The 24,790-nt window shown below is 71.5% G+C and carries 20 protein-coding genes and 1 pseudogene; 12 read left to right on the top strand and 9 right to left on the bottom strand.

The annotated features are described in order from the left end of the window. Window positions 1-13: 13 nt before the first annotated feature. From ACZ4S3_RS30990 to ACZ4S3_RS30965, 6 genes are all read right to left on the bottom strand, one after another. Window positions 14-523, bottom strand: a complete 510-nt coding sequence (locus tag ACZ4S3_RS30990; RefSeq protein WP_467940053.1) for a cupin domain-containing protein — start codon at window positions 521-523, stop codon at window positions 14-16. Between the two features lie 236 nt (window positions 524-759). Further along, window positions 760-1,641 (bottom strand): carbohydrate ABC transporter permease, encoded by an 882-nt coding sequence (locus ACZ4S3_RS30985; RefSeq protein WP_467940048.1) that lies wholly within the window; start codon window positions 1,639-1,641, stop codon window positions 760-762. Beyond that, window positions 1,638-3,038 (bottom strand): ABC transporter permease subunit, encoded by a 1,401-nt coding sequence (locus ACZ4S3_RS30980; protein ID WP_467940046.1) that lies wholly within the window; start codon window positions 3,036-3,038, stop codon window positions 1,638-1,640. Before ACZ4S3_RS30980 ends, ACZ4S3_RS30985 begins: the two co-directional genes overlap by 4 nt. Before the next feature lie 9 nt (window positions 3,039-3,047). Then, window positions 3,048-4,391 carry an ABC transporter substrate-binding protein gene (locus ACZ4S3_RS30975; RefSeq protein WP_467940044.1) on the bottom strand — a complete coding sequence of 448 codons (1,344 nt, stop codon included), beginning with the start codon at window positions 4,389-4,391 and terminating at the stop codon, window positions 3,048-3,050. A gap of 66 nt (window positions 4,392-4,457) precedes the next feature. Next, window positions 4,458-6,233, bottom strand: a complete 1,776-nt coding sequence (locus ACZ4S3_RS30970; RefSeq protein ID WP_467940042.1) for a glycoside hydrolase family 13 protein — start codon at window positions 6,231-6,233, stop codon at window positions 4,458-4,460. 200 nt (window positions 6,234-6,433) lie between these two features. After that, window positions 6,434-7,705, bottom strand: a complete 1,272-nt coding sequence (locus ACZ4S3_RS30965; protein ID WP_467940040.1) for an ABC transporter substrate-binding protein — start codon at window positions 7,703-7,705, stop codon at window positions 6,434-6,436. A gap of 236 nt (window positions 7,706-7,941) precedes the next feature. Between ACZ4S3_RS30965 and ACZ4S3_RS30960 the strand changes: the two genes are divergently transcribed. From ACZ4S3_RS30960 to ACZ4S3_RS30925, 8 genes are all read left to right on the top strand, one after another. Further along, the gene (locus ACZ4S3_RS30960) at window positions 7,942-8,448 is read left to right on the top strand and encodes a PadR family transcriptional regulator (RefSeq protein WP_467940037.1); all 507 of its coding nucleotides are present in this window, start codon (window positions 7,942-7,944) and stop codon (window positions 8,446-8,448) included. Continuing rightward, complete coding sequence (locus ACZ4S3_RS30955) at window positions 8,445-9,212, top strand: ABC transporter ATP-binding protein (RefSeq protein ID WP_467940035.1); 768 nt, start codon at window positions 8,445-8,447, stop codon at window positions 9,210-9,212. The genes ACZ4S3_RS30960 and ACZ4S3_RS30955 overlap by 4 nt, the downstream gene beginning before the upstream one ends. A gap of 3 nt (window positions 9,213-9,215) precedes the next feature. After that, the gene (locus ACZ4S3_RS30950) at window positions 9,216-11,540 is read left to right on the top strand and encodes an ABC transporter permease (RefSeq protein ID WP_467940033.1); all 2,325 of its coding nucleotides are present in this window, start codon (window positions 9,216-9,218) and stop codon (window positions 11,538-11,540) included. A 102-nt stretch (window positions 11,541-11,642) separates the two neighbouring features. After that, the gene (locus ACZ4S3_RS30945; protein ID WP_467940031.1) at window positions 11,643-12,476 is read left to right on the top strand and encodes a M55 family metallopeptidase; all 834 of its coding nucleotides are present in this window, start codon (window positions 11,643-11,645) and stop codon (window positions 12,474-12,476) included. Next, a complete protein-coding gene (locus tag ACZ4S3_RS30940; RefSeq protein WP_467940029.1) occupies window positions 12,469-13,842 on the top strand; it encodes a M20/M25/M40 family metallo-hydrolase in 1,374 nt (457 codons plus the stop codon). Before ACZ4S3_RS30945 ends, ACZ4S3_RS30940 begins: the two co-directional genes overlap by 8 nt. Before the next feature lie 145 nt (window positions 13,843-13,987). Beyond that, a complete protein-coding gene (locus ACZ4S3_RS30935) occupies window positions 13,988-16,015 on the top strand; it encodes a S9 family peptidase (protein WP_467940027.1) in 2,028 nt (675 codons plus the stop codon). Continuing rightward, window positions 16,012-16,944, top strand: coding sequence for a S66 peptidase family protein (locus ACZ4S3_RS30930; RefSeq protein ID WP_467940023.1), 933 nt, complete (start codon window positions 16,012-16,014; stop codon window positions 16,942-16,944). Before ACZ4S3_RS30935 ends, ACZ4S3_RS30930 begins: the two co-directional genes overlap by 4 nt. 233 nt (window positions 16,945-17,177) lie before the next feature. Then, window positions 17,178-18,983: a CocE/NonD family hydrolase gene (locus tag ACZ4S3_RS30925; RefSeq protein WP_467940021.1), complete on the top strand. Its 1,806-nt coding sequence runs from the start codon at window positions 17,178-17,180 to the stop codon at window positions 18,981-18,983. Window positions 18,984-18,998: 15 nt separating this feature from the next. Here the strand turns inward: ACZ4S3_RS30925 and ACZ4S3_RS30920 are convergent, their stop codons facing one another. The 3 genes from ACZ4S3_RS30920 to ACZ4S3_RS30910 form a co-directional block, all read right to left on the bottom strand. Next, window positions 18,999-19,193 (bottom strand): ferredoxin, encoded by a 195-nt coding sequence (locus ACZ4S3_RS30920; RefSeq protein WP_467940019.1) that lies wholly within the window; start codon window positions 19,191-19,193, stop codon window positions 18,999-19,001. A 39-nt stretch (window positions 19,194-19,232) separates the two neighbouring features. Next, the gene (locus ACZ4S3_RS30915) at window positions 19,233-20,432 is read right to left on the bottom strand and encodes a cytochrome P450 (protein ID WP_467940017.1); all 1,200 of its coding nucleotides are present in this window, start codon (window positions 20,430-20,432) and stop codon (window positions 19,233-19,235) included. Between the two features lie 172 nt (window positions 20,433-20,604). Then, window positions 20,605-21,210, bottom strand: a complete 606-nt coding sequence (locus ACZ4S3_RS30910) for a TetR/AcrR family transcriptional regulator (protein WP_467940015.1) — start codon at window positions 21,208-21,210, stop codon at window positions 20,605-20,607. Window positions 21,211-21,258: 48 nt separating this feature from the next. Here ACZ4S3_RS30910 and ACZ4S3_RS30905 point away from each other — a divergent pair, with 48 nt between their 5' ends. The 4 genes and pseudogenes from ACZ4S3_RS30905 (at window position 21,259) to ACZ4S3_RS30890 (ending at window position 24,714) form a co-directional block, all read left to right on the top strand. Further along, on the top strand, window positions 21,259-22,215 hold the full coding sequence (locus tag ACZ4S3_RS30905; RefSeq protein WP_467940013.1) for a DUF2867 domain-containing protein: 957 nt from the start codon (window positions 21,259-21,261) through the stop codon (window positions 22,213-22,215). 46 nt (window positions 22,216-22,261) lie between these two features. Further along, window positions 22,262-23,662, top strand: coding sequence for a CoA transferase (locus ACZ4S3_RS30900; protein ID WP_467940011.1), 1,401 nt, complete (start codon window positions 22,262-22,264; stop codon window positions 23,660-23,662). 107 nt (window positions 23,663-23,769) lie between these two features. Beyond that, a pseudogene (locus ACZ4S3_RS30895) lies at window positions 23,770-24,294 on the top strand (GNAT family N-acetyltransferase); the annotation flags it as partial. After that, complete coding sequence (locus tag ACZ4S3_RS30890) at window positions 24,286-24,714, top strand: glyoxalase superfamily protein (RefSeq protein ID WP_467940428.1); 429 nt, start codon at window positions 24,286-24,288, stop codon at window positions 24,712-24,714. The pseudogene ACZ4S3_RS30895 and the gene ACZ4S3_RS30890, both read left to right, overlap by 9 nt. Window positions 24,715-24,790: the final 76 nt, after the last annotated feature.

Raw genomic sequence — 24,790 nt, 5'->3', positions numbered from 1 at the left:
TCGTCCGACGAGCTCAGTCGGCGTGCGGGTGGTGGTGACCGAGGACATACAGCTCGGGCAGGTTGACCACGATGGCTTCCTGGGTGCTGCGGGCGATCACCACGACGGCCTCTTCGTCGGGGCTCGGGTTCTCCTCGCGGTGTGGGACGTACGGCGGAACGAAGAGGTAGTCACCGGGAGACGTACGGAGCCGGATTTCCTCGGGGGTGCCGTTGGAGTCGTCGAGGAAGACGAATTCCGGGTGTCCCTTGACGACATGGATCGCCGTTTCGGACGCTCCGTGGTGGTGATTGGCGGAGGCGGTCTCCGGCGCGACATGGGTCTGCCCCATCCACAGGCGCTCGGCGCCGACGGTCCGGCCGCTGATCGCGGCGAGACGCCGCATACCGCCGGTCTGAGCGGTGTCGCCGTCGAGCGCATCGGCGCGGATGTGGTGCAGCCGGGCGCGCAACGGCAGCGAGCTGCCGCCGGCGCCTGGGTCATGGTCCGGGAGGTCGGGGTGGAATGCGTCGTGCGAGGTCATGGGGATTCCTGCTCGTCGGCGTCGGTCAGGGGCGGCGTCGTGCCCTTCGTGTCCATTGTCCGCCTCGCCCGCCCTGTGCCCGCCGGCCCGGCCGGCCCCGCGGCGTGCCGCCAGGCGGGCCACGGTACGGAGCGGAGCGGTGCGCCGACCGACCGCGCACCGCTCCGCTCCGTACCGTCACCCGCAACCTCCCGCCGACGGCCGACTGCCATCGCCGGTGGTCCGACCGGTCCCGGCTACTTCACCGAACCGGCCATGATCCCCTGCACGAACTGCCGTTGGAACGCGAAGAACACGATCAGCGGCACGATCAGGGAGAGGAACGCGCCCGGCGCCAGCACGCCGATGTTGCTGCCGAACTGCCGCATCTGCGACTGCAGGGCCACCGTCAGCGGCTGGGACTCGTTGTCGGCGAAGAGCAGGGCGACGAGCATGTCGTTCCACACCCACAGGAACTGGAAGATGGCCAGGCTGGCGATGGCCGGCCGGCCCAGCGGCAGGACGAGCTGGGAGAAGATCCGCCACTCGCCGCCGCCGTCCATCCGGGCCGCCTCCAGCATCTCCTTGGGGATCTCCGCGAAGAAGTTGCGGAGAAGGAAGATGGCGAAGGGAAGACCGTAGGCGGTGTGGAAGAGGACGACACCGGGGATGGAGCCGAACAGCCCGAGCGCGCCGAACATCTTGGCCACCGGCAGCAGCCCGATCTGGACCGGCACCACCAGCATCGCGACGACCAGCAGGAAGATCCAGTCCCGGCCGGGGAAGTCCAGCCAGGCGAAGGCGTATCCGGCCAGCGCGGCGATCACCACCACGGCGACGGTCGTGGGCACCGAGATCAGTACGGTGTTCCAGAAGGCCTGGACGATGCCCGAGTCCTTCAGCAGCGCCGAGTAGTTGTCGAACGACAGCTGGCCGGGGGCGGTGAACGCCTGCCACCAGCCGCTGCTCGCGTTCGCCTCCTCCGTACGCAGGGAGGAGAGGAAGAGCCCGGCGGCGGGGGTGAGCCAGACCAGGCCGACGATGAGCAGCAGCGCCTGGATCAGGCTGGTGCTCAGCCGCTTCGCCGGCCGCGCCGGCTTCCGCCCGCGGCGCGCGGCGGCTTGCTGGACGGTGGTCATGACTGGCTCCTGCGGAAACGTCGGATGTTGAGGGCCATGGCCGGGACCACCAGGAGCAGCAGCAGGACACCGAGGGCGCTGCCCAGGCCCTGGTTGTTGCCGCCGCCGAAGGAGACCAGCCACATCTGCAGGGCCAGCACATTGGCGTCCTGCTGCACGGGGCCGGGGGCGATGATGTAGACGAGGTCGAAGACCTTCATCACGTTGATGACCATGGTCACGAACACCACGCCCAGGGCGGGCGCGAGCAGCGGGACGGTGATCCTGCGGAACACCTGCCACTCGTTCGCGCCGTCCATCCGGGCGGCCTCCAGGATGTCCCGGGGCATCGCGGAGAGTCCCGCGCCGATCAGGACGAGGGAGAAGCCGGTCCAGATCCACATGTAGGCGCCGATGATGGCCGGCGTGATGAGGGCCGGGCCGAGCCAGGAGATGCCCTCGTACGGCGGGGCGAAGTCCGCGGCGGGGAGCCGCAGGGCGTACGAACTGGGCTTGAGGCCGGTCAGCCTGTAGGAGCCGTCCGCTGCGGTGGTGGTGTGGGCCACCACCTTGCCGTGCGGATCGACGGCCTCGACGGCGAGCTTGGGCAGGCCGCGCTCGCTGCCGTCCACGACGCCGGGCCTTCCGCCACCGCCAGGGGTGAAGTCGAGGAAGACCACGCCGCGCAGTTCGCCGTCGGCGCCCGGGGCCTTGGCGGCCTTCGCGGCGAGTGCGGCGCCCTTGGGCATGTCCTTGGGCGCTACGCCCACCAGACCGAGGTTGACGGTGCTGCCCGGTCCCGTGCGGCGGGCCGTGCTGTACGAGCCGTCGCGCCCCTTTGCCAGCTGCTTGTCGCCGATGCGTGTCTTGGCGGTCGGGAAGGAGGCGCCGCCGTCCTGGAAGCTGTCGTGGATGCCGACGGTGACGGCATTGAGCACGCCGCGCTGCGGGTCCTGCTCGTAGGCGAGGCGGAAGATGATGCCGGCGGCGAGGAAGGAGATCGCCATCGGCATGAACATCAGCAGCTTGAACGCGGTCTTCCAGCGGATCTTCTCGGTCAGCACGGCGAGGACCAGGCCGAGTCCGGTCAGCAGCGCGGGGGCGAAGACGACCCAGACGGCGCTGTTGCGGATGGCGCGGAGGGTGGCCGGGTCCTGGAACATCTCGGTGTAGTTGTCGGCACCGACGAAGGTGTTGCCCGAGGCGTCGTACAGGCTGCGGACGACGGAGAACACAATGGGGTACGCGACGAGCGCGCCCAGCAGCAACAGCGCGGGCAGCAGGAATACGGCCGCGATCCGCCGGCGGCGGCCTGCGGCGCGCCGCCCGGGGGCCCCGGCCCGGCCGGACTTGCCGGCCGGGCCGGGCCGGGCGCCGCGCGTCTTGGCGGGCGGCGCCGCGGGAGTGGTGACAGGCATGACGGTCCCTTAGTTGCGGTAGGCCTTGGCCGCGGCGGCCTCGAGCTTGTCGGCCGTGGCCTTGGGGTCCGAGGGGTCGCGCAGGAAGTCCTGCAGCAGCTTCCATTCGCCGGCGCCCTGGGTGCCGCCGAAGGCCGCGGGGGCCTGGTCGGACATGTCGAACCGCACGGAGTTCCCGGCGGACGTCAGCGACTCGGCCGCCTTGCGGGTGACCTGGTCGTGGTAGTCGCCCGCGGGCACATTCTTGTTGGGCGAGATGTAGCCTCCGGCCTTGGCCCAGATGCCGGCCGCCTCCGGAGTGCCCAGGTACTTCACCAGCTCCATCGCGGCCTTCTTGTTCTTCCCGGCCTTGAGCACGACGGCCGCGTCACCGCCGCTGACCACCGGCGCCTTGCCGCCGTCGACCGAGGGGAAGGGGAAGAACTTGGCGTCCTTGCCGACCTCCTTGTTGAGTTCGTCCTTCACCAGCGCGCCGACGAAGTCGCCCTCGTAGACCATGGCCGCCTGCGGCTGCGGGCCGAAGACCTGCTGGACGGACTCGGGGAAGTCGGTGCGCAGCGCGCCCGAGCCGCCGCCGGCCACCAGGTTCTTGTCGCCGAAGAGCTTGCCGAGGGTGGTCAGCGCCTTGACCACGCTGGGGTCCGTCCACGGGATCTTGTGGGCGGCGAGCTGGTCGTATTTCTCGGCCCCGGCCTGCGAGAGGTAGATGTTCTCGAACCAGTCGGTGAGCGGCCAGCCCGCCTCACCCGCGACGGCGAACGCCGGCACACCCGAATCGGAGAGCGTACGGCCGGACTTGAGCATGTCCTCGTACGTCTTCGCGGGCTTGACGCCGGCCTGGGTGAACGCCTCCGGGCTGTACCAGACCGTCGACTTGTGGGAGGCCTTGAAGTAGAGGCCGTAGTAGGTCTTGTCGACCGTGCCGTAGTCCTTCCACACCTGCGCGAAGTTCTTCTTGGCCTGGGCGCCGATCTCCGCCGAGAGGGGCTCCAGCCAGCCCTTCTTGGCGAACTGCTGGAGCACGCCGACCTGCGGGACCATCACCACGTCGGGGGCGTTGCCGCCTTCGATCTGGCTGCCGACGACGGTCGAGACGTTGTCGCCGGTGGAGGAGAACGAGACCTTGGCGCCGGTCTTCTCGGTGAACGCGTCCAGTACCTGCTTGAAGTTCTTCTGCTCCACGCCGGTCCAGACGCCGGCCACGGTCAGCGTCTGGCCGCTGAGCTCCTGGTTGCCGCCTCCGGGGGAGACGTTGCCGCCGCAGGCGGTCGCGGTGAGCGCGAGGCCGAGCACGGCGGCGCCGGATATGGCGGTGCGGGCGGTGCGCAGGTGACGTACCGGGGTGTGTCTCATCGGGGGATTCCCATCGGTCGGTGCGGTCGGTGCGGTCGGTGCGGTCGGAGTGGTGGGAGTGGTGGGCTATCGGGCATCGGGCGTGTGCATCCACCAGGCCGCGGTGGAGCCGGGGAGGGTGCCCGCGGGGCAGTCGCCGCTTGCCAGGAGCGGGGTGCCGGGTACGGGGGCGGGCACCGGCTCGGTGCCGAAGTTGACGGCACACACCAGTCCGTCCCCGCGGACAAAGGCCAGCACCTGCGGCGAGGACTCCAGCCAGCGCAGCGTGCCCTCGCCGAGCTGGGGGAGCGTACGGCGCAGCTGCAGCCCCTCGCGGTACAGGTGCCAGAACGACCCGGTGTCGGCCACCGCCCGGTCCGCGGTGTGCCCGGCGAACCACGCGGGCTGCGGCAGCCAGGTCTCGCCGCACCCGTCCGCCGCGCCGGCCGTCTCCGTACTGAAGCCGAACGGGGCGGCCGCACCGGACCAGGGCAGGGGCACCCGGCACCCGTCGCGGACGTGCTGGCGGCTGCCCGTGCGGTGGAAGATCGGGTCGGTGAGGACCTCGTCCGGCAGATCGACGACCTCGGGCAGGCCCAACTCCTCGCCCTGGTACACATAGGCGGCCCCGGGGAGCGCCAGCATCAGCAGCGCGGCGGCGCGGGCCCGCGCCGGGCCCACCTCGCTCGCCCGGCCGTCGGGCCCGGTCGCATACCGGGTGACGGTCCTGACCTGGTCGTGGTTGTTGAGCACCCAGGTGACGGTGGAGCCGGTGGCGGCGATGTCGGTCAGCGCCTCGGAGATGACCTTGCGGAAGACGTCGATGTCCCAGGGCGCGGTCAGCAGATGGAAGAAGAACGCCTGGTGCAGCTCGTCGGGCCGGACATAAGCGGCCTGTTCGCTGGGCGTGCGGACCGAGACCTCGCCGACCAGCAGCCGGTCGTGGCCGTCCCGGGCCGTGTACTCCTCGCACAGCGCCCGCCACTCGCGCCACACCTCGTGGACCTCGGGCTGGTTCCAGGCCAGCGGGTTGACCGAGTCGCGGGTCCGCTCGTCGGCCGACGGGTCGGGGGAGTCGGGGAGTTCGGGGTGCTTGAACAGCCCCGCGGCCACATCGATACGGAACCCGTCGACCCCACGGTCCAGCCAGAAGCGCAGCACCTTCTCGAAGTCCGCGCCGACCTCGGGATTGCGCCAGTTCAGATCGGGCTGCTCGGGCGTGAACATGTGGAGGTACCACTGGCCCGGCGTCCCGCTGCGCTTCGCTCCGCCTCCGCTCTCTTCCGAGTCCTCGGATGCAGAGCCCGCCTCCGTGACGCGGGACCAGGCGGGCCCGCCGAACATCGCGCGCCAGTTGTTGGGCGGCAGCTCACCGTCCGGCCCGCGCCCCTGCGCGAAGTGGAAGAGCGACCGGGCCGGGCTGTCGGGCCCTTCCTCCAGGGCGGCGCGGAACCACGGGTGCTCGCTGGAGCAGTGGTTGGGCACGATGTCCAGCAGCACCTTGAGGCCCAGCCGGTGGGCTTCGGCCACCAGGAGGTCGAATTCCGCGAGATCCCCGTAGGCGGGGTCCACGTCGCGGTAGTCGGCGACGTCGTAGCCGTGGTCGTGCTGCGGGGAGGGGAAGAACGGGCTGAGCCACACGCCGTCCACCCCGAGCTTCTTGAGGTACGGCAGCCCGGTGCGGACGCCCGCCAGATCACCGACGCCGTCGCCGGTGGTATCGCGGAAGCTGCGCACATACACCTGGTAGATGACCGCGTCCCGCCACCAGCGCTGCGACGCGTCCGGTGCGGTGTCAGGTGCCAGCAAGGGAGAAGGTGCGAGTCCGACCGAGGGGCCGTTCCCTGCCGAGGTGATGAGCATCTGCCGTGATCCCGTTCTTGCCTGAGCATGCCGAAGCGGCCTGCAGTTCGCCGGTCAGTTCGTTGGTGTGCATGCATGTTAAGTAGGTGTGTCATTTGGGTGTCAACGAAACTGTCGAAAATGACAGAGAGATGCCCGGGTATGGCCGGATATGTGACAAGGTCGAGCTACTTAACAAGTAACTAGAAGAGAGAAGTTGATCAACTACGACCGACGATGGCCCGCAGTTCCCGGCTCAACCGCGCGACCGTCGCGTCGGCGCTCCGCCCGTGCGTGAGCGCGTCATGCAACACGGCCTGTACCGCCAGGCTCACCTGGTCGTACCGGGGGCTCTTCAGGCGCGGCCGGGCCGTCAGCAGGCTGCGCTTGAGCGTCGGCAGGTACGGGAAGCGCCGTACCAGCTCCGGCTCCTCGTACAGACTCGCCCATACCGGCGGCAGCGCCCCCTCGGTGAGCACCCGGCGCTGCACCGGCTCGGACGTCAGATACGAGATCAGTTCCGCGGCCGTCTTCCGGTGCCGCGAGTGCGCGTTGACCGCCAGGTTGGAGCCGCCCAGCACGCTGGAGCCCTGGCCGTCGGGGCCCGGCAGCGGCACCGTGCCGACCTTTCCCGCTGTCTTCGACGAGCCCGGGGCGGCGAGTGCGCCGGCATACGGCCAGTTCCGCAGGAACAGCAGCTTGCCGTCCTGGAAGGCTCGCCGCGACTCCTCCTCCTTGAACGCCAGTGCCCGCCGAGGGATCCATCCCTCGCGCACCCCGTCAAGCAGGAAGGCCAGCCCCCGCCGTGCCGCCGCGGAGTCCACCGTGACCCGCGCACCCTCGCCCGCGAGCACCGTGCCGCCGGCCGACTGCACGGCCTCGACGACATTGGCGGTCAGCCCCTCGTACGGCAGGAACTGCCCCGCGTAACCGTCCAGCCCGTACTTGGGCGCGACCGTCTTCGCCAGCCGCGCCAACTCGGCCCAGGTGCGCGGTGGCCGCACCCCTTCCCGGTCGAGCACGTCCTTGCGGTAGTAGAGGAGTCCGGCATTTGTGACATAAGGGACGGCGTACAGCCGTCCCCGGAAGGTGGCTGTGTCCACCACCGGGGGCAGGAAGTGACGCAGCGGGAACCGCCGCCCGTCCACCGGCGTGATCCATCCCGCGGCCGCGAACTCCGACGTCCAGGCCACGTCGATGTTCAGCACGTCGAAGCGGTCGCTGTCGGAGCGCAGCTCCGTGACCATCTGGGCCCGGACCTCGTCGGCGGCGTCCGGCAGCTCGACCAGCGTGACCTTCTCCCGGGGATGCCGGGCGTTCCAGCCGTCGAGGACCCCGCGCAGATAGCCGGTGAGGTCGCCGCCGGTCACCAGGGTGATCGGGCCGCGGCCGTCCGCATCACCGCGCGGCTCGCCGGCCTGGGCCCCGGTCATGCCCGCGAACAGCAGCGAGCAGACGAGCAGAGCCCGGCCCGCGGCACGCTTCCACCGCATGGGCTCCTCCTCGCGCCGGTGCCGACGGGTCAGTGGCCCGGCGGTAGGCCCCCTGTATACCTGTTAGCCATGCGGGGATACTAGGTCCCGCAGGAAGGCTGCAGGAATGCAGGAAGAGCTGCAGGAATCCACGGCTGTGCAGGAATATACGACGGCGAACCGGCACACAGCCGGACGAGTGCGGCCGGCCCACAGCGACGGAACGACCACCACGGGCGGAGAGGGGGAGGGAAAGCGTGCGGCTGCCACTCCTGGCGCTGTTGGTCAGCGGACCCGCACACGGCTATGAACTCAAGCAGGCTCTTGAGAACCTCCTGGGCGCGGCATACCCTCAGCCGAACGTCGGCCAGATCTACGTCACCCTGAGCAGGCTCGAGAAAGCGGGCCTGATCGAAGGGGAGGACGTCGAGCAGACGGATCGCCCGAACAAACGCATCTACCGGATCACCGCGGCGGGCCGCGAGACGGTGGACGCGTGGTTCGAGGAATCCACCGCCGAACCGCGGGTGCGGGACGAGTTCTTCATGAAACTCGCCCTGGCCCCGCACACCGGGACCGCCCAGCAGATAGACCTCATCAACAAGCAGCGCCGCCACTACCTCAACACCATGCGCGACCTCTCGAAGCTCGCCGCGGCCGAGGACCGGGACAACCGGATCGCACAGCTGCTGATCGAGGGCGCCATGCTGCATCTGCAGGCGGATCTCGACTGGCTGGAGCGCTGCCAAGAGGAGTTGGAATGAACCGGGACGAGCCGTCCGGCCCGATATCCGGGCCGATCGTGCGGGCATCCGGCCTGGTCAAGACCCACCGGCCGGAGGGCGCCGCCCCGGTCCACGCGGTACGGGGCGTCGACCTGTCCATCGAACGCGGCGAATTCGTCGCCGTCACCGGGCCCTCCGGGGCCGGCAAATCCACCCTCCTCCATCTTCTCGGCGGCCTCGACCGGCCGGACAGCGGCTCCATCTGGCTCGACGGCCGCCGGGTCGACTCCCTGAGCGAGGCGCGCTGGGCCGTGCTGCGCCGTAACCACATCGGCATCGTCTTCCAGTTCTTCAACCTCGTCTCCAACCTCACCGTCGCCGACAACGTCGAACTCCCCGCGCTGCTGGCCGGCCGCTCCCCGAAGAAGGCCCGCGCCGACCGCACCGAACTGCTCGAAGAGCTGGGCCTGACGGGCAAGGCGAACTGCACGCCGGGCGAACTGTCCGGCGGCGAGCAGCAGCGCGTCGCGCTGGCCCGCGCCCTGGTCAACGCCCCCAGCCTGCTGCTCGCCGACGAACCCGCCGGAAGCCTCGACAGCAAGGGCACCCGAGAGGTGCTGCGGCTGCTGGCCCGCTTCCACCGGCGCGGCCAGACCATCCTGCTGGTCACCCACGACGCCAGGATGGCGAGCGCCGCGGACCGGGTGATCAGCTTCTTCGACGGTCAGGTGGCCGATGACGTACAGCTGGGCGGCGGCCGCGGCGGGGCCGATGTGACCGACGTACTCAAGCTGCAGGGCTGAGGCGTGCGAGCGGCGGCCCGCTGGACCCAGGCCCACCTGCGAGCACACCGCGCCGCGGCCGTGCTCATCGTGCTGGCTACCGCCGGGATCACCATCTCGCTGCTGCTCGCCACCGCCCTCTTCGCGTACGCCGCCGACCCCTGGCAGCGGGTCTTCACCCAGTCCGCCGGCGCCCACGTCTGGATCCACACCCAGGCCGGTGCCCCCGCCGCCTCGCTGGCCCGCCTGGACGAGGTACGGTCCGCCTCCGGCCCGTTCCGCACCGTCCGCACCACCGCAAGCCTCCGACTCGGCGGTTCGAAGGCCACGTTGGAGTTGCGCGGCGCACCGGCGCTGCCCACCACCGCCGTCCCCCAGATCGCCGCGGGCCGGTGGCTCGACCCGGGTGCCGATACGGGGACCGGTACGGGCGCAGACCGGGGCATCGTCCTGGACAGCTCGGTGGCCCGCGCGATGTGGGCCAAGCCGGGCGACTTCCTCGCACTGAGCGGCTTCGCCAAGCCCCTGCGGGTGGTGGGCGTCGCGGACACCGCCGAGGTCGCGTTCCGTTCCGGCGAGACCCCGGGCGTGGCCTGGGTGCTGCCCAGGACGCTCGCCGCCTCGCACGCGGGCCCCGACCAGCGCGGCCGGACCATCGGGCTGCGCCTCGCCGACCCGGGAGACACCGACTACGTCGTCCAGCGGGCCGTCACCCGGCTCGGTGCCGACCAGATCACCGACGTCTCCACCTGGCGGCAGGCCGAGGCCGACGCCGCGGGCGACAATCAGCTCCTGGGCCGGCTGCTCGTCCTGTTCGGGCTGGGCGCGCTGGTCGCCGCGGCCCTTGCGGTGGGCGGCGCCATCAGCACGCGGGTCCACGGGCACCTACGGGACATCTCCATCCTCAAGGCCATCGGCTTCACCCCCAGCCAAGTGGTCCGCATGTTCCTCGCCCTGCACCTGGGCTTCGCGCTGCTCGGCGTCACCCTCGGCGCGCTGCTGACCCAGGCGCTCGGCCCGCTCGCCCCCGGCCGGATCGGGGAGGCGCTGGCCCTGTGGGGGGAGCTCCCCGAGCACACCTGGCTTCCGTTCGCCGTCCCCGCCGGTGTGGTGGTCTTCATCGGGTCGGCGACGTGCCTGGCGGCGTGGCGGGCCGGGCGGGTGCCGCCGGTGCCCGTCGCCCGCGCCGCGGCGTCGCCGGGCCGCCGGACATTCGGCACGACCCGCCGCGCGCTCGGCCTGCGTATCCCGCCGGCCCTGGTGCTCGGCTGGCACAGCGCCTTCCACCGCCCGCAGCGCTCCTGCGCGGCCGTGGCCCGGCTGGCGGTCCCGCTCCTCCTGATCACCATCGCCCTCGGCGCCTGGTCCACCCTGGACCGCTTCACCGCCCACCCCGAGAGCGTCGGGCTGCCCGCCGCCCTCACCGCACGCTCCGACAGCCTCGGCGAACGGGAGCTGCGCCAACTTCTGACCGACCGGCCCCAGGTGACCGCCTACCCGGGCGCCGAGGTCCAGGCCCTCGTACCGGGCCAGACCGGCACGATCACGCTGCGCGGCCTGGGCACCGACGCCCACCCCTACCCGTTCACCATCGCGCAGGGCCGCGCCGCCCACGGCCCCGACGAGGCGATCGCCGGACAGGGCCTCCTCGATCTCCTCGACGCCCACGTCGGCGACTGGGTACGGATGACCGTCGCGGGACAGCCGCACGTCCTGCACATCGTCGGCCGCAGCATCGAACCGGCCGACGGCGGCCGGGTGATCTCCACCGCCCTGGACACCCTCCGCGACGGCGCCTCGGCGCTGCACCCCGACTTCTACAACCTGGTCCTGCGCCACGGCACCGATCCGGCAGCGGTCCGCGACGCGCTGACCCACGCGTCCGCCGGCCGCCTGGAAGTACGCGAGATCCCCAACCCCGCCGACCAGCTCTCCGCGGTCCGGGCCGTCATCATCGGCCTGATCGCGGTGCTCGTACTGATCGGCCTGGCGGAACTCTCGACCACGGTCGCCGCCGGAGTACGCGAGCGCGGCCGCGATCTGCTCGCCCTCAGGGCCGTCGGCCTGACCCCCCGCCAGATCGCCGCGGTGATCGTCGCCGCCACCGTCTTCACCGCGCTGGCCGCCGTTCTCCTCGGCACCGTACTCGGCGTCGCCGCCGCCGAGTGGCTCATCAACCTCCAGGGCCACACCAGCGGCTGGGGAACGGGCATCGCCCAGCGCCCGGCCCTGCGCATCCTGCTGCCGGCCGACGCCCTCGCGGTGACGGTCGCGGGTGCGGTCTCGCTCCTGCCGGCCGTGCGGGCGGCGCGCCGGAAGCTTGCGGATTCGGCGAGTGCGGTGGCGTAGGGGGCGGCTCTGCGCCACCCGGGTGCACCTTCACTGGTCTGGACCTCCGGAGTTATCCACAGGCCTGGCCCGGGTGTTCGGGGCCGCGTAACGTGACGAGGCATGAAGATCCTGATCAGCGCGGACATGGAAGGCGCCACCGGCGTGACCTGGCCCGCCGATGTGCTGCCGGGTACGCCGCAGTGGGAGCGCTGTAGGAACATGTTCACCTCCGACGTGAATGCGGCGATCGCCGGATTCCTCGATGGCGGGGCCGATGAGGTGCTCGTCAACGAAGCGCACTGGACGATGCGGAATCTGCTGCTGGAGCAGCTCGACGAGCGGGCGCAGATGCTCACCGGACGGCATAAATCGCTGAGCATGGTCGAGGGCGTCCAGCACGGCGATGTCGACGGGATCGCCTTCGTCGGCTACCACACCGGCGCGGGCACCGAAGGAGTCCTCGCGCACACCTATCTGGCGAACTCCCTCACCGGCGTCTGGGTCGACGGCACCCGGGCGAGCGAGGGATATCTCAATTCCCTTGTGGTCGCCGAGTACGGCGTGCCGGTGGTGCTGGTCACCGGGGACGACCGGACCTGTCAGGACGCGCTGGGGTATGCGCCCCAGGCGCCCGGGGTGGCGGTCAAGGACTATGTGTCGCGCTATGCGGCGGTGTGCCGGCCCCCGGCCCGTACGGCGGCCGATATCCGGGCCGCGGCGTGTGAGGGCGCGGCGCTCGCGGTGCGTCATGAGCCGGTGCGGCGCGGGCCGTACCGCTTCGAGATGGAATTCGATGCCGAGCATCTGGTGGGCGCGGCGACGTGCGTGCCCGGCGTGGAGCGCAGCGGAGAGCGCCGCGTCGCGTATACCAGTCAGAACATGTATGAAGCCATCCGGTGCTTCAAGGCGGTCACCACCGTCGTCTCGTCCGCCGTGGAGGAACAATATGGCTGACCGTCAGACCGACCACACCAGACCCGCCGGCCCCACCACGCCCGGGAATCCGGTCGATCAGCAGGCCCTGGACGAGGTGGTGCGGTTCACCTCCGAGCTGATCCGCATCGATACGAGCAACGCCGGTGACGGCGCGTGCCAGGAGCGCCCGGCCGCCGAGTATGTCGCCGAGCGGCTGGCCGACGCCGGTCTCGAGCCGACGCTGCTGGAGCGCACCAGGGGCCGTACGAACGTCGTCGCCCGGATCCCCGGTGCGGACCCAGGGGCCGGTGCCCTGCTGGTGCACGGCCATCTGGACGTGGTGCCCGCCGAGCCCGACGACTGGAGCGTGCACCCGTTCTCCGGGGAGGTCCGCGACGGTGTGGTCTGGGGCCGGGGCGCCATCGACATGAAGAACATGGACGCGATGGTCCTCGCCGTCGCCCGGCAGTGGGCCCGCGCGGGCGTCCGGCCGCGCCGCGACATCGTGCTGGCCTTCACCGCCGACGAGGAGGCCAGCGCCGACGACGGCTCGGGATTTCTCGCCGACCACCACGCCGGCCTCTTCGAGGGCTGCACCGAAGGCATCAGCGAGTCCGGGGCGTTCACCTTCCACGCGGGCGGCGGTATGCGGCTGTACCCGATCGCGGCCGGGGAGCGCGGTACGGCCTGGCTGAAGCTGACCGCCCACGGGCAGGCCGGCCACGGCTCGAAGGTCAATCACGCCAACGCCGTCAGCCGGCTGGCCGCCGCCGTGGCCCGGATCGGCGAGCACACCTGGCCGGTCCGGCTCACCCCGACCGTCCGGGCGGCGCTTCGCGAGCTGGCCGCGCTGCACGACATCGACGTCGATGTCACCGCACCCGACTTCGATGTCGACGCCCTGCTGAGCAAGCTCGGCCCGTGCGCCAAGCTGGTGGAGCCGACGGTCCGCAACAGCGCCAACCCGACGATGCTGGATGCCGGGTACAAGGTCAATGTGATCCCGGGCAGCGCCGTCGCCTATGTGGACGGCCGGGTCGTCCCCGGTGGCGAGGCGGAGTTCCGTACGACCCTGGACGTCCTCACCGGGCCCGAGGTGACCTGGGACTACCACCACGGTCAGGTCGCGCTCGAGGCGCCGCTCGACTCCCCGACGTATGCCGCGATGCGGGCTTCGCTCGAGCGGTTCGACCCGCAGGGCCATGTCGTCCCGTACTGCATGTCCGGCGGCACGGACGCCAAGCAGTTCTCCCGGCTGGGCATCGTCGGCTACGGCTTCTCGCCGCTCAAGCTGCCCGAGGGCTTCGACTACCAGGCGCTGTTCCACGGCGTGGACGAGCGGGTGCCGGTCGAGGCGCTGCACTTCGGCGTCCGCGTCCTCGACGATTTCCTCAGACAGGCATAGGACAGGAATAGGGCAGGCACAGAGCAGCAACCGAGCAGCAACCGAGCGGGAACAGAGCAGCAACCGAGCAGGAACAGAGCAGGCCTGCGGCAGGCTTGGTATGGGCAGGCACCGGGGTGGTGTCCGGCGAAGGAGGAACATCAGCATGGTGACCACGGCTCCCTATGGCGCCTGGCCGTCCCCGGTGGACGCCGGGACGGTTGCCGCCCATGACGGCCGCCCGGCGTTCGTCGGTGTGGTGGGTGACGAGGTCTGGTGGACGGAGCCGCGGCCCGCCGAGGGCGGCCGCCGGGCGCTGGTCCGCAGACGCCCGGACGGCACCGTGGAATCGCTGCTGCCCGCGCCCTGGAACATCCGCAGCCGGGTGCTGGAGTACGGCGGCCAGCCCTGGGCCGGTACGGTCACCGACCGCGGCCCCCTCGTCGTCTTCAGCGACTTCGCCGACCAGCGCCTGTACGCCTACGAGCCGGACAGCGGCGCCGCCCCGCGCCCGCTGACCCCGCTCTCCGAGGTCGGCGACGGCCTGCGCTGGGCCGACCCCGTACTGCGCCCGGAGCTCGGCGAGGTGTGGTGCGTCCTGGAGGAGTTCACCGGCGACCGGCCGACGGATGTGCGCCGGGTGATCGCCGCCGTGCCCCTGGACGGCTCGGCATCCGAATACCGCGATGCGGTAAGGGAGTTGAGCGACGACCGGCATCGGTTCGTCACCGGGCCGCGGATCTCACCGGACGGGCAGCGGGCCGCCTGGATCGCCTGGGACCACCCCCATATGCCCTGGGACGGGACGCTGGTGATGCTCGCCGGGATCACCGCCAAGGGGGAGTTCGACGACATCAGGCCGCTCGTCGGCGATCTCGGCCCCACCGGGCCGGGCGACGGCGAGAGGGGCGAATCCATCCCGCAGGTCGAATGGGCCGCCGACGGCTCGCTGCTCTTCGTCTCCGACCTGAGCGGCTGGTGGGAGCTGCAGCGCATCGACCCGGATGCGGCCGACGGTGGCGCGGTGGCGCGCCGCGGCCTGTGCCCGGCCCGGCAGGAGGAGTTCGGCGGCCCGCTGTGGAACGTCGGCCAGCGCTGGTTCCTGCCCCTGGAGAACGGCACCCTCGCCGTCATCCACGGCCGCGGCACCACGGCCCTGGGCATCCTCGACCCGGTCTCCGGCGAGCTGGTCGACTCGGCCGGCCCCTGGACGGAATGGGCCCCCACCCTCGCCGTACACGGCAGCCGCGTCATCGGCATCGCCGCCGGGCCGCACAGCGCGTACGAGATCGTCGAGCTGGACGCCTGCACCGGCCGCTCCCGGGCGATCGCCGCCGAGCATGTCGACGTACTGGACCGGGCCTACTACCCCACGCCGCGGATCCGCACCTTCACCGGCCCCGACGGCCGGGACATCCACGCCCACGTCTATCCGCCGCACCATCCCGAACACATCGCTCCCGAGGGCGAGTTGCCGCCGTACGTGATGTGGGCGCACGGCGGCCCGACCGGCCATGCCCCGCTGGTGCTCGACCTGGAGATCGCCTACTTCACCTCCCGCGGCATCGGCGTCGCCGTCGTCAACTACGGCGGCTCGACCGGCTACGGCAGGGAGTACCGCGAGCGGCTGCGCGGCCAGTGGGGCGTGGTGGACGTCGAGGACTGCGCGGCCGCCGCCCGCGCACTGGCCGACGAGGGCACCGCCGACCCCGCCCGGCTGGCGATCCGCGGCGGCAGCGCCGGCGGCTGGACCACCGCCGCCTCGCTCACCTCCACCGACCTCTACGCCTGCGGCACGATCAGCTACCCGATTCTGGACCTGGCCGGCTGGGCGACCGGCGAGACCCATGACTTTGAATCGCGATATCTGGAGTCGCTGGTCGGCCCGTACGCCGAGGTCCCCGACCGCTACCGCGAGCGCTCCCCGCTGCACCGCGCGGACCGGATCGCCGCGCCGTTCCTGCTGCTCCAGGGCCTGGACGATGTGATCTGCCCGCCCGTCCAGTGCGACCGGTTCCTCGCCGAGGTCGCCGGGCGCGGCATACCGCACGCCTATCTCGCCTTCGCCGGCGAGGGCCACGGCTTCCGCCGCGCGGAGACCATCGTCCGCGCCGTGGAGGCCGAACTCTCCCTCTATGTCCAGACCTTCGGCATCGCCCGTGACGACATCCCGGCCCTGGAGCTGCGCACATGACGGCGGCGACGGCGGTCCGGCCGCCACGCCTGCGGCCCGGCGACAGGGTGGCGGTCATCGCGCCCAGCGGTCCCCTCGTGCCGGAGCGGCTGGACTGCGGGCTGGATGTGCTCCGTGGCTGGGGCCTCGACCCGGTTGCCGCGCCCCATGCCCGCGGCGGCCCTACGGCCTTGCGCTATCTCGCCGCCTCCGACGAGGACCGCGCCCGCGACCTCCAGGAGGCCTGGTGCGATCCGTCCGTCAAGGCGGTGTTCGCGGCCCGTGGTGGCTACGGCGCCCAGCGGATGGTCGATCTGCTGGACTGGGACGCCATCCGGGCCGCCGCCCCCAAACCGCTGATCGGCTTCAGCGATGTGACCGTGCTGCACGAGGCGTTCGCGGTGCGCGCCGGGGTGGTGACGCTGCACGGCCCGGCCGTCGCGGGCGAGGTCTTCCTCAAGGACGACGCCACGCGCGAGGGGCTGCGGCGCACGCTCTTCGCACCGGAGACGGTCCGTACCGTGGCCTCGGCGTCGGCCCGGCCGCTGGTGCCGGGGCGGGCCCGCGGGGTCACCCTGGGCGGCTGTCTGGCGATGCTCGCCGCCGAGCTGGGCACCCCGCACGCCAGGCCCGGCGCGGCCGGCGGCCTGCTTCTGCTGGAGGACGTGGGGGAGCCGCCCTACCGCATCGACCGGGCGCTGACCCAGCTGCTCCGCGCCGGCTGGCTGGCGGGCGTAGCCGGGGTCGTCCTCGGGTCCTGGGCGCGCTGCGGTCCGTACGAGCGGGTGCGGGAGGTGCTGGCCGACCGGCTGGGCGGGCTCGGGGTGCCGGTGGCCGAGGAGTTCGGGTTCGGGCACGGCGACTCCGCTCTGACGCTGCCGCTCGGCGTCCGCGCGGAGCTGGATGCGACGGCCGGCACCCTGGCCTTCGAGATATCGCCGCTGACCTGAATTCCCGCCGGATCGCATGGAATCGACGCGGAATGGCGCGGACTGACGAGGCGAGATGTGCCGTGAACATGTCGCGAACTCGCCCCGGACCGCGCTGAACTGACGTCCTATCAATAACTCCTGTCACGAGCGTTGACACGTCCGTTACTCGTGTCACAACATGAGGCGCCGTTACCGACTGGTCGGTACGGCCGTCATTGTGGAGGTCATTCGTGCCCAGCGTGTCCCCAGTCGTGTCTCGCCCTGTGCTCCGCAATTCCCTGGCCCTGCTGGCCGGCACCGTCCTCGCCGCGCCCCTCGTTCTGACCGCCCCTGCGCGCGCGTCCGCCGCCGGCCCGTACGCCGTCACCGCACTCAAGGTGACCGTCCGCGCCGGTGACCGTCACTGCACCCTGGACGCGGACCTCTACCGCCCCGCCGGCGTCGACGCCGCGCACCCGGCGCCCGCCGTACTGACCACCAACGGCTTCGGCGGCAGCAAGGCGGACGGGTCGACCGATGCCATCGCCAAGGCCTTCGCCGCCCGCGGCTATGTCGCGCTGGCCTATTCCGGCCTCGGCTTCGGCAAGACCGGCTGCCCGATCTCCCTCGACGACCCCAAGGCAGACGGCCGGGCCGCGAGCCGGCTCGTCGACCTTCTGGCCGGAACCCGAACTGCCGACGACGGCAACCGAGTTGACTACGTCACCAAGGACGGCAGGGGCGACCCGCGGGTCGGCATGATCGGGGGCTCGTACGGCGGGGCGATCCAGATGGCCACCGCGTCCGTGGACCACCGCGTCGACGCCCTGGTCCCGCTGATCACCTGGAACGACCTGGCCTACTCCCTCGACCCCAACACCGCGGACCGGACGCGCGGGGCCGGCGGGCCGGTGCCCGGCGCGTACAAGCACGAGTGGACGAACGGGTTCTTCCTGCTCGGCGAGGCGCAGGGACTGATCAACCCGAGCCTGGATCCGTCGCGGCTGGGCGGCGCGGGCTGTCTGCACTTCGTCGCGCCGGCCTGTGAGACCAAGCGGCTGCTGGATTCCCGGAGGTACCCGGCCCGGAAGACCGCCACCATGCTCGCGTATGTGCGCAGCGTCTCCCCGGTCTCCTATCTGAAGTCGGTCAAGGCTCCAACGCTGCTGGTGCAGGGCCAGGCCGACACCCTCTTCAACCTCAACGAGGCCACCGCCACCTACCGCACCCTCGCCGCCCAGGGCACCCCGACCAAGATGATCTGGCAGGCCTGGGGCCACAGCGGCGGCATGCAGAACCCGGCCAAGGGTGAACTCAACCTGGGGCAGGGGAACTTGGAGACCAGCTACGTCGGACAGCGGATCCTCGCCTGGTTCGACCGCTATCTCCACCACCGCAGCGGCACCGACACCGGCCCGGCCTTCGCGTACTACCGGGACTGGGTGACCGAGGGGCCCACCTACGCCACCGCGCGCACCGTTCCCGAGAGCGGCGGCCAGAAGCTGTATCTCTCAGGGGACGGCAAGCTCGTCGACAGCCGCAAGAAGGTGGTGCGCGGCAGCCGGGAGTACCGCAACCTACGGGTGCCCACCAGCCACTCGGAGAGTTCGCTGGCCGGACTGCTCGGCCTGCCGGACCCCGCCCCGTACGACATCAAGGGCACCCATCTGGACTGGACGTCGGCCCCGGTGGCGGGCCGGCCGGTGGATGTGGTGGGTGCGCCCAAGGTGACGCTGAGAGTTGTCTCGCCGGTGACCGAGCGGGTGCAGAACTCCTCGGACGCGGCCAACAAGCTCGTGCTCTTCGCGAAGCTCTATGACGTGGCGCCGGACGGGACGAAGACGCTGGTGCACCGGTTGGTGGCCCCGGCCAGGGTGCCCGATGTGACCCGGAAGTTCACCGTCGAGCTTCCGGGCATCGTGCACCGCTACCAGCCGGGGCATCGTCTGCGCTTCGTCATCGCCGCGAGCGATAGCGCCTACGCGGGCAATCGCGGCGTGAAGCCCGTGATGGTCACCAGCGCGCCCGAGGACACGGGTGTCCTCGAACTTCCCGTCATCCAGGGGACGTTGAGGTAAGCCGTCGGAGGGCGCTCAGGCGTCCTCGACGGTGATGGCCTGCACCGGGCAGGCGCGGGCGGCCTCTCGTACGAGCGGGTCGCCCGCGCCGTCCTCACGGCCGGGCCGCACCTGGCCGAAGCCGTCGTCGTCCTGGGTGAACACCCCGGGCGTCGTTAGGGCGCACTGGCCGGCGCCGATACAGATGTCCTGGTCAATGTCGATCCGCATGCCGGACCCCTTTCGATTGTCCGCAGTCACCGGCGTTGCCTACCAGGCCACCGGCAGCTCGATCATGCCTTGCAGCGTGTCACCCGGCTTGAACGGAATCTCGGCGGCGGGCACGGCGAGTCGCAGGTCCGGGATCCTGGCGAAGAGCGAACGCAGCGCGATCTCCATCTCCGCACGGGCGAGGTTCTGCCCCAGGCACTGGTGAATGCCGAAGCCGAACGCCACGTGGTGCCGCGCGGAACGGCCCCAGTCGAGGTCGTCCGGCGCCGGGTAGGCCGTGCCGTCGCGGTTGATCAGGGAGGTGGAGAACACCACACCGTCATCGGCGCGAATTGTCACGCCGCCGATCTCGATGTCCTCCGTCGCCACCCGCAGCAGGCCGTCGGCGATGGACAGAAAGCGCAGCAGCTCCTCGACCGCGGCCGGCAACAGGGCGTCGTGGTTGCGCAACTGCGCCAGCTGTTCGGGGTGTTCCAGCAGTGCGAAGGTGCCCAGCGAGATCATGTTGGCGGTGGTCTCATGGCCCGCGACCAGCAGGATCATGGCCATCCGGACCAGTTCCTCATGTGCGAGGGACCCGGCCCGCAGCCGGTCGGCGATCAGCTCGTCCAGCAGTCCGTCGCCCGGCTCCCGCTCCTTACGGGCGATCAGGCCGGTGAAGTACTCCTCCAGTTTGCCGCGGGCCTCCTCCGCCTCCTGGCCCGTACGGCTGCGCAGGATCCGCCGGGACTCCTCCTCGAAGAACTCGTGGTCGGCGTACGGGACACCGAGCAGCGAGCAGATCACCATCGAGGGAACCGGCAGCGCGAACGCGGAGACCAGCTCCGCCGGCGGGCCCTGTGCCAGCATCCGGTCCAGGAGATCATCGACGATCCGCTGGATCTGCGGCCGCAGCGCGGCGGTCTTCTTGACGCTGAAGCTGGGGATCAGCATCCGGCGCTGGGCGTTGTGCTCCGGGTCGTCCACGCCGATCAGGGGAGTCTTGACCCGCCGGATCGCCTCGAAGCGCGCGACGGGGGCCGGGAACGCCGGGTTCTGCCGGTCGGATGAGAGCCGGGGATCGGTCAGCAGCGCCCGCGCCTCGGCGTGGCCGGTCACCGCCCATACCTGGCGGCCGTCGTAGAAGGCGACGCGGGAGAGCGGGCCCTGTTCGCGCAGTGGCTGATAGCTGGTCGGTGGGTGGTAGGGACAGGTGCGGTCCTGAGGAAAGGAGATTGCCTCGGCCGTTGCCTCGGTCATCGAACTGCCTCCCGTGCGAGGGGCGTGAGGTGCTCGTGGGGTGGGATGGAGGGAATGTCGACCGAGAGGCCGACGCCGAAGCGAGCCGGGTTCGGTCCGCCGATTCCCACTTCATGCCTCTGTACGGTGTATGTCTACGCGCAGTTCGGCCAACTTGGGACTCCCGGCACTCTCACCCCTGGCGCAGCAGCGTGTCGACCACCGAGTCCAGGTAGCGGGTGCGCGCGGCACCGGTGGGCAGCGTCTGCGGGACCGCATGACCCAGCTGGGTGTGTCCGAGATAGGCGGTGTAGGCGAGCAGGCCGCGACGCCGCGCCTCGGCCTCCGCAAACCCCAGCTCCGTGAAGAGCGTGGCGATATAGCCGATCCGCCGGTCGGTGACCCGGGCCAGCGCGGCCGCCACCCGGGGGTCCGCGGCGGTGGCCAGCAGCGACACCTCCAGAGGGTCCTCGGCGGCCGCGGCGGTGGCCCGCTGGAGCAGTCCGCGCAGCCGCTGTTCGGGGTCGGGCTCCGCCGTCATCTCGCCGATCACGGCCTCTGTGGCGACCTCTTCCCAGCGCTCCAGCGCGGCCTCGACCAGGGCGTCGCGGTTGGCGAAGTGCCAGTAGAAGCTGCCTTTTGTGGTGCCCAGCCGGGTCGCCAGCGGTTCGACGGCGACCGCCGCCAGGCCGCCCTTGCCGATGGCCGTCAGGGCGGCATCCGCCCAGTCCTGCGCGGTCAGTCGCTGCCGCGGGCCGTCGCCGCGGGGGTGCTTCGCTCGCTGTTGCGCCATGACCATACGCTACCGTACGGTCAAACATACGCCACCGTATGGAGGTGCCGTTCCATGTGCCCGACACGTGCTGCTCACAGCGTCCCCGCCCCTGCCACCCGCGACGTCCGCACCCGCAACGTCCGCGATGTTCATGTCCGCACCGTCGCCGCCCCGGCCGACGCCGTCGGCGCCCTGATCGACCGGCTCGGCAGCCAGACGGATCCGGTCTTCCCGACGCCCGTCTGGCCGCCGGCACGCTTCGACCGGCCGCTGGGCGTCGGCGCCGACGGCGGGCACGGCTTCGTCCGCTACCGCGTCGCCGCGTATGAGCCCGGCCGCCGTATCCGCTTCGATTTCACCCCGGGCCCGGCCGGCTTCCACGAGGTCACCGTGCGGCCCCTGGGCCCCGACAGCTGTCGCGTCGAACACGTCCTGGAGGGGCAACTCCGCGGCGTGCGCCGCCTGTTGTGGTCGATAGCCATAGGTGTCGTCCACGCCGCCGTCGTCGAAGAACTCCTCGACAACATCGAACGGGCCGCCACGGGCCACCTCCGCGCTCCCGTCCGCCGCTCACCCCGCGTACGGCTCCTCAACCGCCTGCTGTGGGCCCGGCCGAAACCCGCCGCCCTCCCCGCCGAAGCACGGCTGGCACGCAGTGCCTTCCCGCGTACGGACTTCGAGGACGCCTGGCAGATGGAGCTGCCGCCGGGCATGCCCACGGACCCGGCGGCCTGGCAAGACGTCCTGAGCGGATCGGCCTTCCCGGTGCTGGAGCGGTCGGACGGCGAGATCCTGCTCGGCAAGGACGCCCGCCATCTGGACTTCCGTGCCTCGCTCGTCATCGCGAACGGCCAGGTCACACTCGGCACGGTGGTCCGCACCCACCACCTCTGCGGCCGGCTCTACTTCGCCCTCGTACGGCCCCTGCACCCCTTCATGGCCCGTCTGATGCTGCGCCGTACGCACCGCCGCCTGGCGCTGGCGGCACCGAGTGCGGGGGAGCGGGAACGGGGACGGACGGGGGCATAGCGACGGCCGCCGGACGGTGAGTGGCACCCAGTGCCACACTGTCGTCATGGAGCGACGACAGTACAGCGGTACGGACCTGGCCTGGGCGGTTCTCGGTGGCGACCCGGGCCTCACGGAGCGCATCGAGTACGGCGGGCCGCCCGGTCTGCCGGCCCGGCTCCCGGTCATGGCGCTGGCCCGTACCACGGTCGCCGTCTGCGCGCTGGCCGCGGCGGAGCTGACGGCCGAGCGCGACGGCGGCCCGGTGCCCGCCGTGCGGGTCGACGACGGCGCGGTGGCCACCGCCTTCGTCAGCGAGCGCCGGCTGCGGATCGACGGCCGGGCACCCTCGGCGTTCGCCCCGCTCTCCCGCTTCTGGCGCACCGCCGACGGCTGGGTGCGCACCCACGCCAACTACCCGCACCACCGCGCCCGGTTGCTGAACGCGCTGGGCCTCCCGGAGGCCGCCGGAGTGGCGGAGGCCGAGGCCGAGCTCGCCGGCCGCCGGGCCGAGGAGATCGAGGAGACGGTCTACTCCGCGGGCGGGCTGGCGATCGCCGCCCGCACCCCCGCGCAATGGGCCGCGCACCAACAGGGCGCCACCGTGGCCACACACCCTCTGATGACCCTCGACACCCTCGACAGCGGCCGGCCGCCCCGCGCTCTGCCGCGGCTCGCCGGTGATCGGTCGCTGCCCGCCGCCGGGCTGCGGGTACTGGACCTGACGCGGGTGCTCGCCGGGCCGGTCGCCACCCGTACCCTCGCGCTGCTGGGCGCGGACGTGCTGCGCCTCGATGCCCCGCATCTGCCGGAGACTCAGGACGCCCACAGCGACACCGGCTTCGGCAAGCGCTCCGCCGCCCTCGACCTGGGCTCGCGGTCCGGCCGCGCGGCCTTCGAGGAGCTGCTGACCGCCGCGGACGTGGTGGTGACCGGCTATCGTCCGGGCGCCCTGGACCGCTTCGGGCTCGCCCCGCAGGCCCTGGTGGAACGCCGCCCGGGACTGATCGTCGCCCGCCTCTCCGCCTGGGGCGACGACGGCCCCTGGGGCGGCCGGCGGGGATTCGACAGCCTGGTGCAGGTGGCCACCGGGATCGCCGCCATCGAGGCAGACGCGGAGGGCACCCCGGGGGCGCTGCCCGCGCAGGCGCTGGACCACGGGACCGGATATCTGCTGGCGGCGGCGGTGCTGCGGGGGCTGACGGAGCAGGCGCGGGTGGGGGGTTCCCACGTGGCGACGCTGGCGCTCGCCCGTACCGCTCGGTGGCTGGTGCAGGGGCCGGCCGGAGAGGACACTCCGGGGGCACCGGCCGACTCCGGCTACGACGCCGAACGGTACCTCCGCGACATCGACAGCCCGATGGGGCGGCTGCGTTACGCCCTGCCGCCCGTCACCTTCGACGGCGGTCCGGCCACGTGGGCGACGCCGCCGGGGCGCTGCGGGGCGGATGCGCCGGTGTGGCGGTGAGGAGCGAGGGAACGGCCGGGGAGCGGCGCTGCGCGGCGGCGGACGTTCCGGATGCGCCGGTCCGCAGGGGCTGGCCCGCCGCCGCCGCCGCTCCGTACGATCTCCCGATGACGTCCAACGATCACTACCTCGCGCGCGGGCCTCGGGTGGGCATCCGGCCCTTCACCGCTGCCGACCGGGAAGAATTCACGGCGCTGGCGCGGGAGAGCACCCAGCTGCATCACCCCTGGCTGTTCCCGCCGGGCACCGACGCCGACTACGACAGCTATCTGCTGAGGCTGCAGGAGCCGGTGCGCGAAGGCTTCTTGATCTGTGAGCACGAAAGCGGCCGGATCGCGGGCTTCTTGACGATCAACAACATCGTGCACGGCGCCTTCCGCTGCGGCGCCATCGGCTACGGCGCCTTTGCCCACGCCGCCGGTCGCGGACTGATGAGCGAGGGCCTGCGGCTCGTACTGCGCCATGCCTTCGAGGAGTTGGGGCTGCACCGGCTGGAGGTCAACATCCAGCCGGCCAACACCGCCTCCCTCGCCCTGGTGCGGCGCGCCGGATTCCGGCTGGAGGGGTTCTCCCCGGACTTCCTCTTCATCGACGGCGCCTGGCGGGACCACGAGCGCTGGGCGATCACCAGTGGCGACGTCAAGAGAGCCGTCCTCGGCCGTGCCGTGCCCGTCTTCCGGATCTTCGATGTCGCCAAGGCCCACGAGTTCTACGTCGACCACCTCGGCTGCACCGTCGACTGGGAGCACCGCTTCGAGCCCGGTATGCCGCTGTACACGCAGGTCTCGCGCGGCGCTCTCGTACTGCATCTGTCGGAGCACCACGGCGACGCCACACCCGGCTCCACGGTCTACACGGAACTGACCGGGGTACGCGAACTGCACGCCGAGCTGGCGGCCAAGAACTACCCGTATCTGCGCCCCGGTCTGGAGCACGACGAGATCGGCACCTCACTCACCCTGACCGACCCCTTCGGCAACCGCCTGCGTTTCAACGAGCCGCCGGGCCCCGAAGCGAAGAGCTCCTGCGACAGCTCGTACGGGGGTCAGTGAGCCGACGCGACAGGGTGTTTCGGCAGATCTTCCGAGGTCTCCTCTTTTCCTCGTACGCCTGTGTGACGATCGCGGT

This window comes from Streptomyces sp. NPDC028368 (assembly GCF_055565615.1).
Note: the sequence above shows the minus strand (reverse complement) of the source record. Positions and strands in the feature narration are given on the sequence as shown.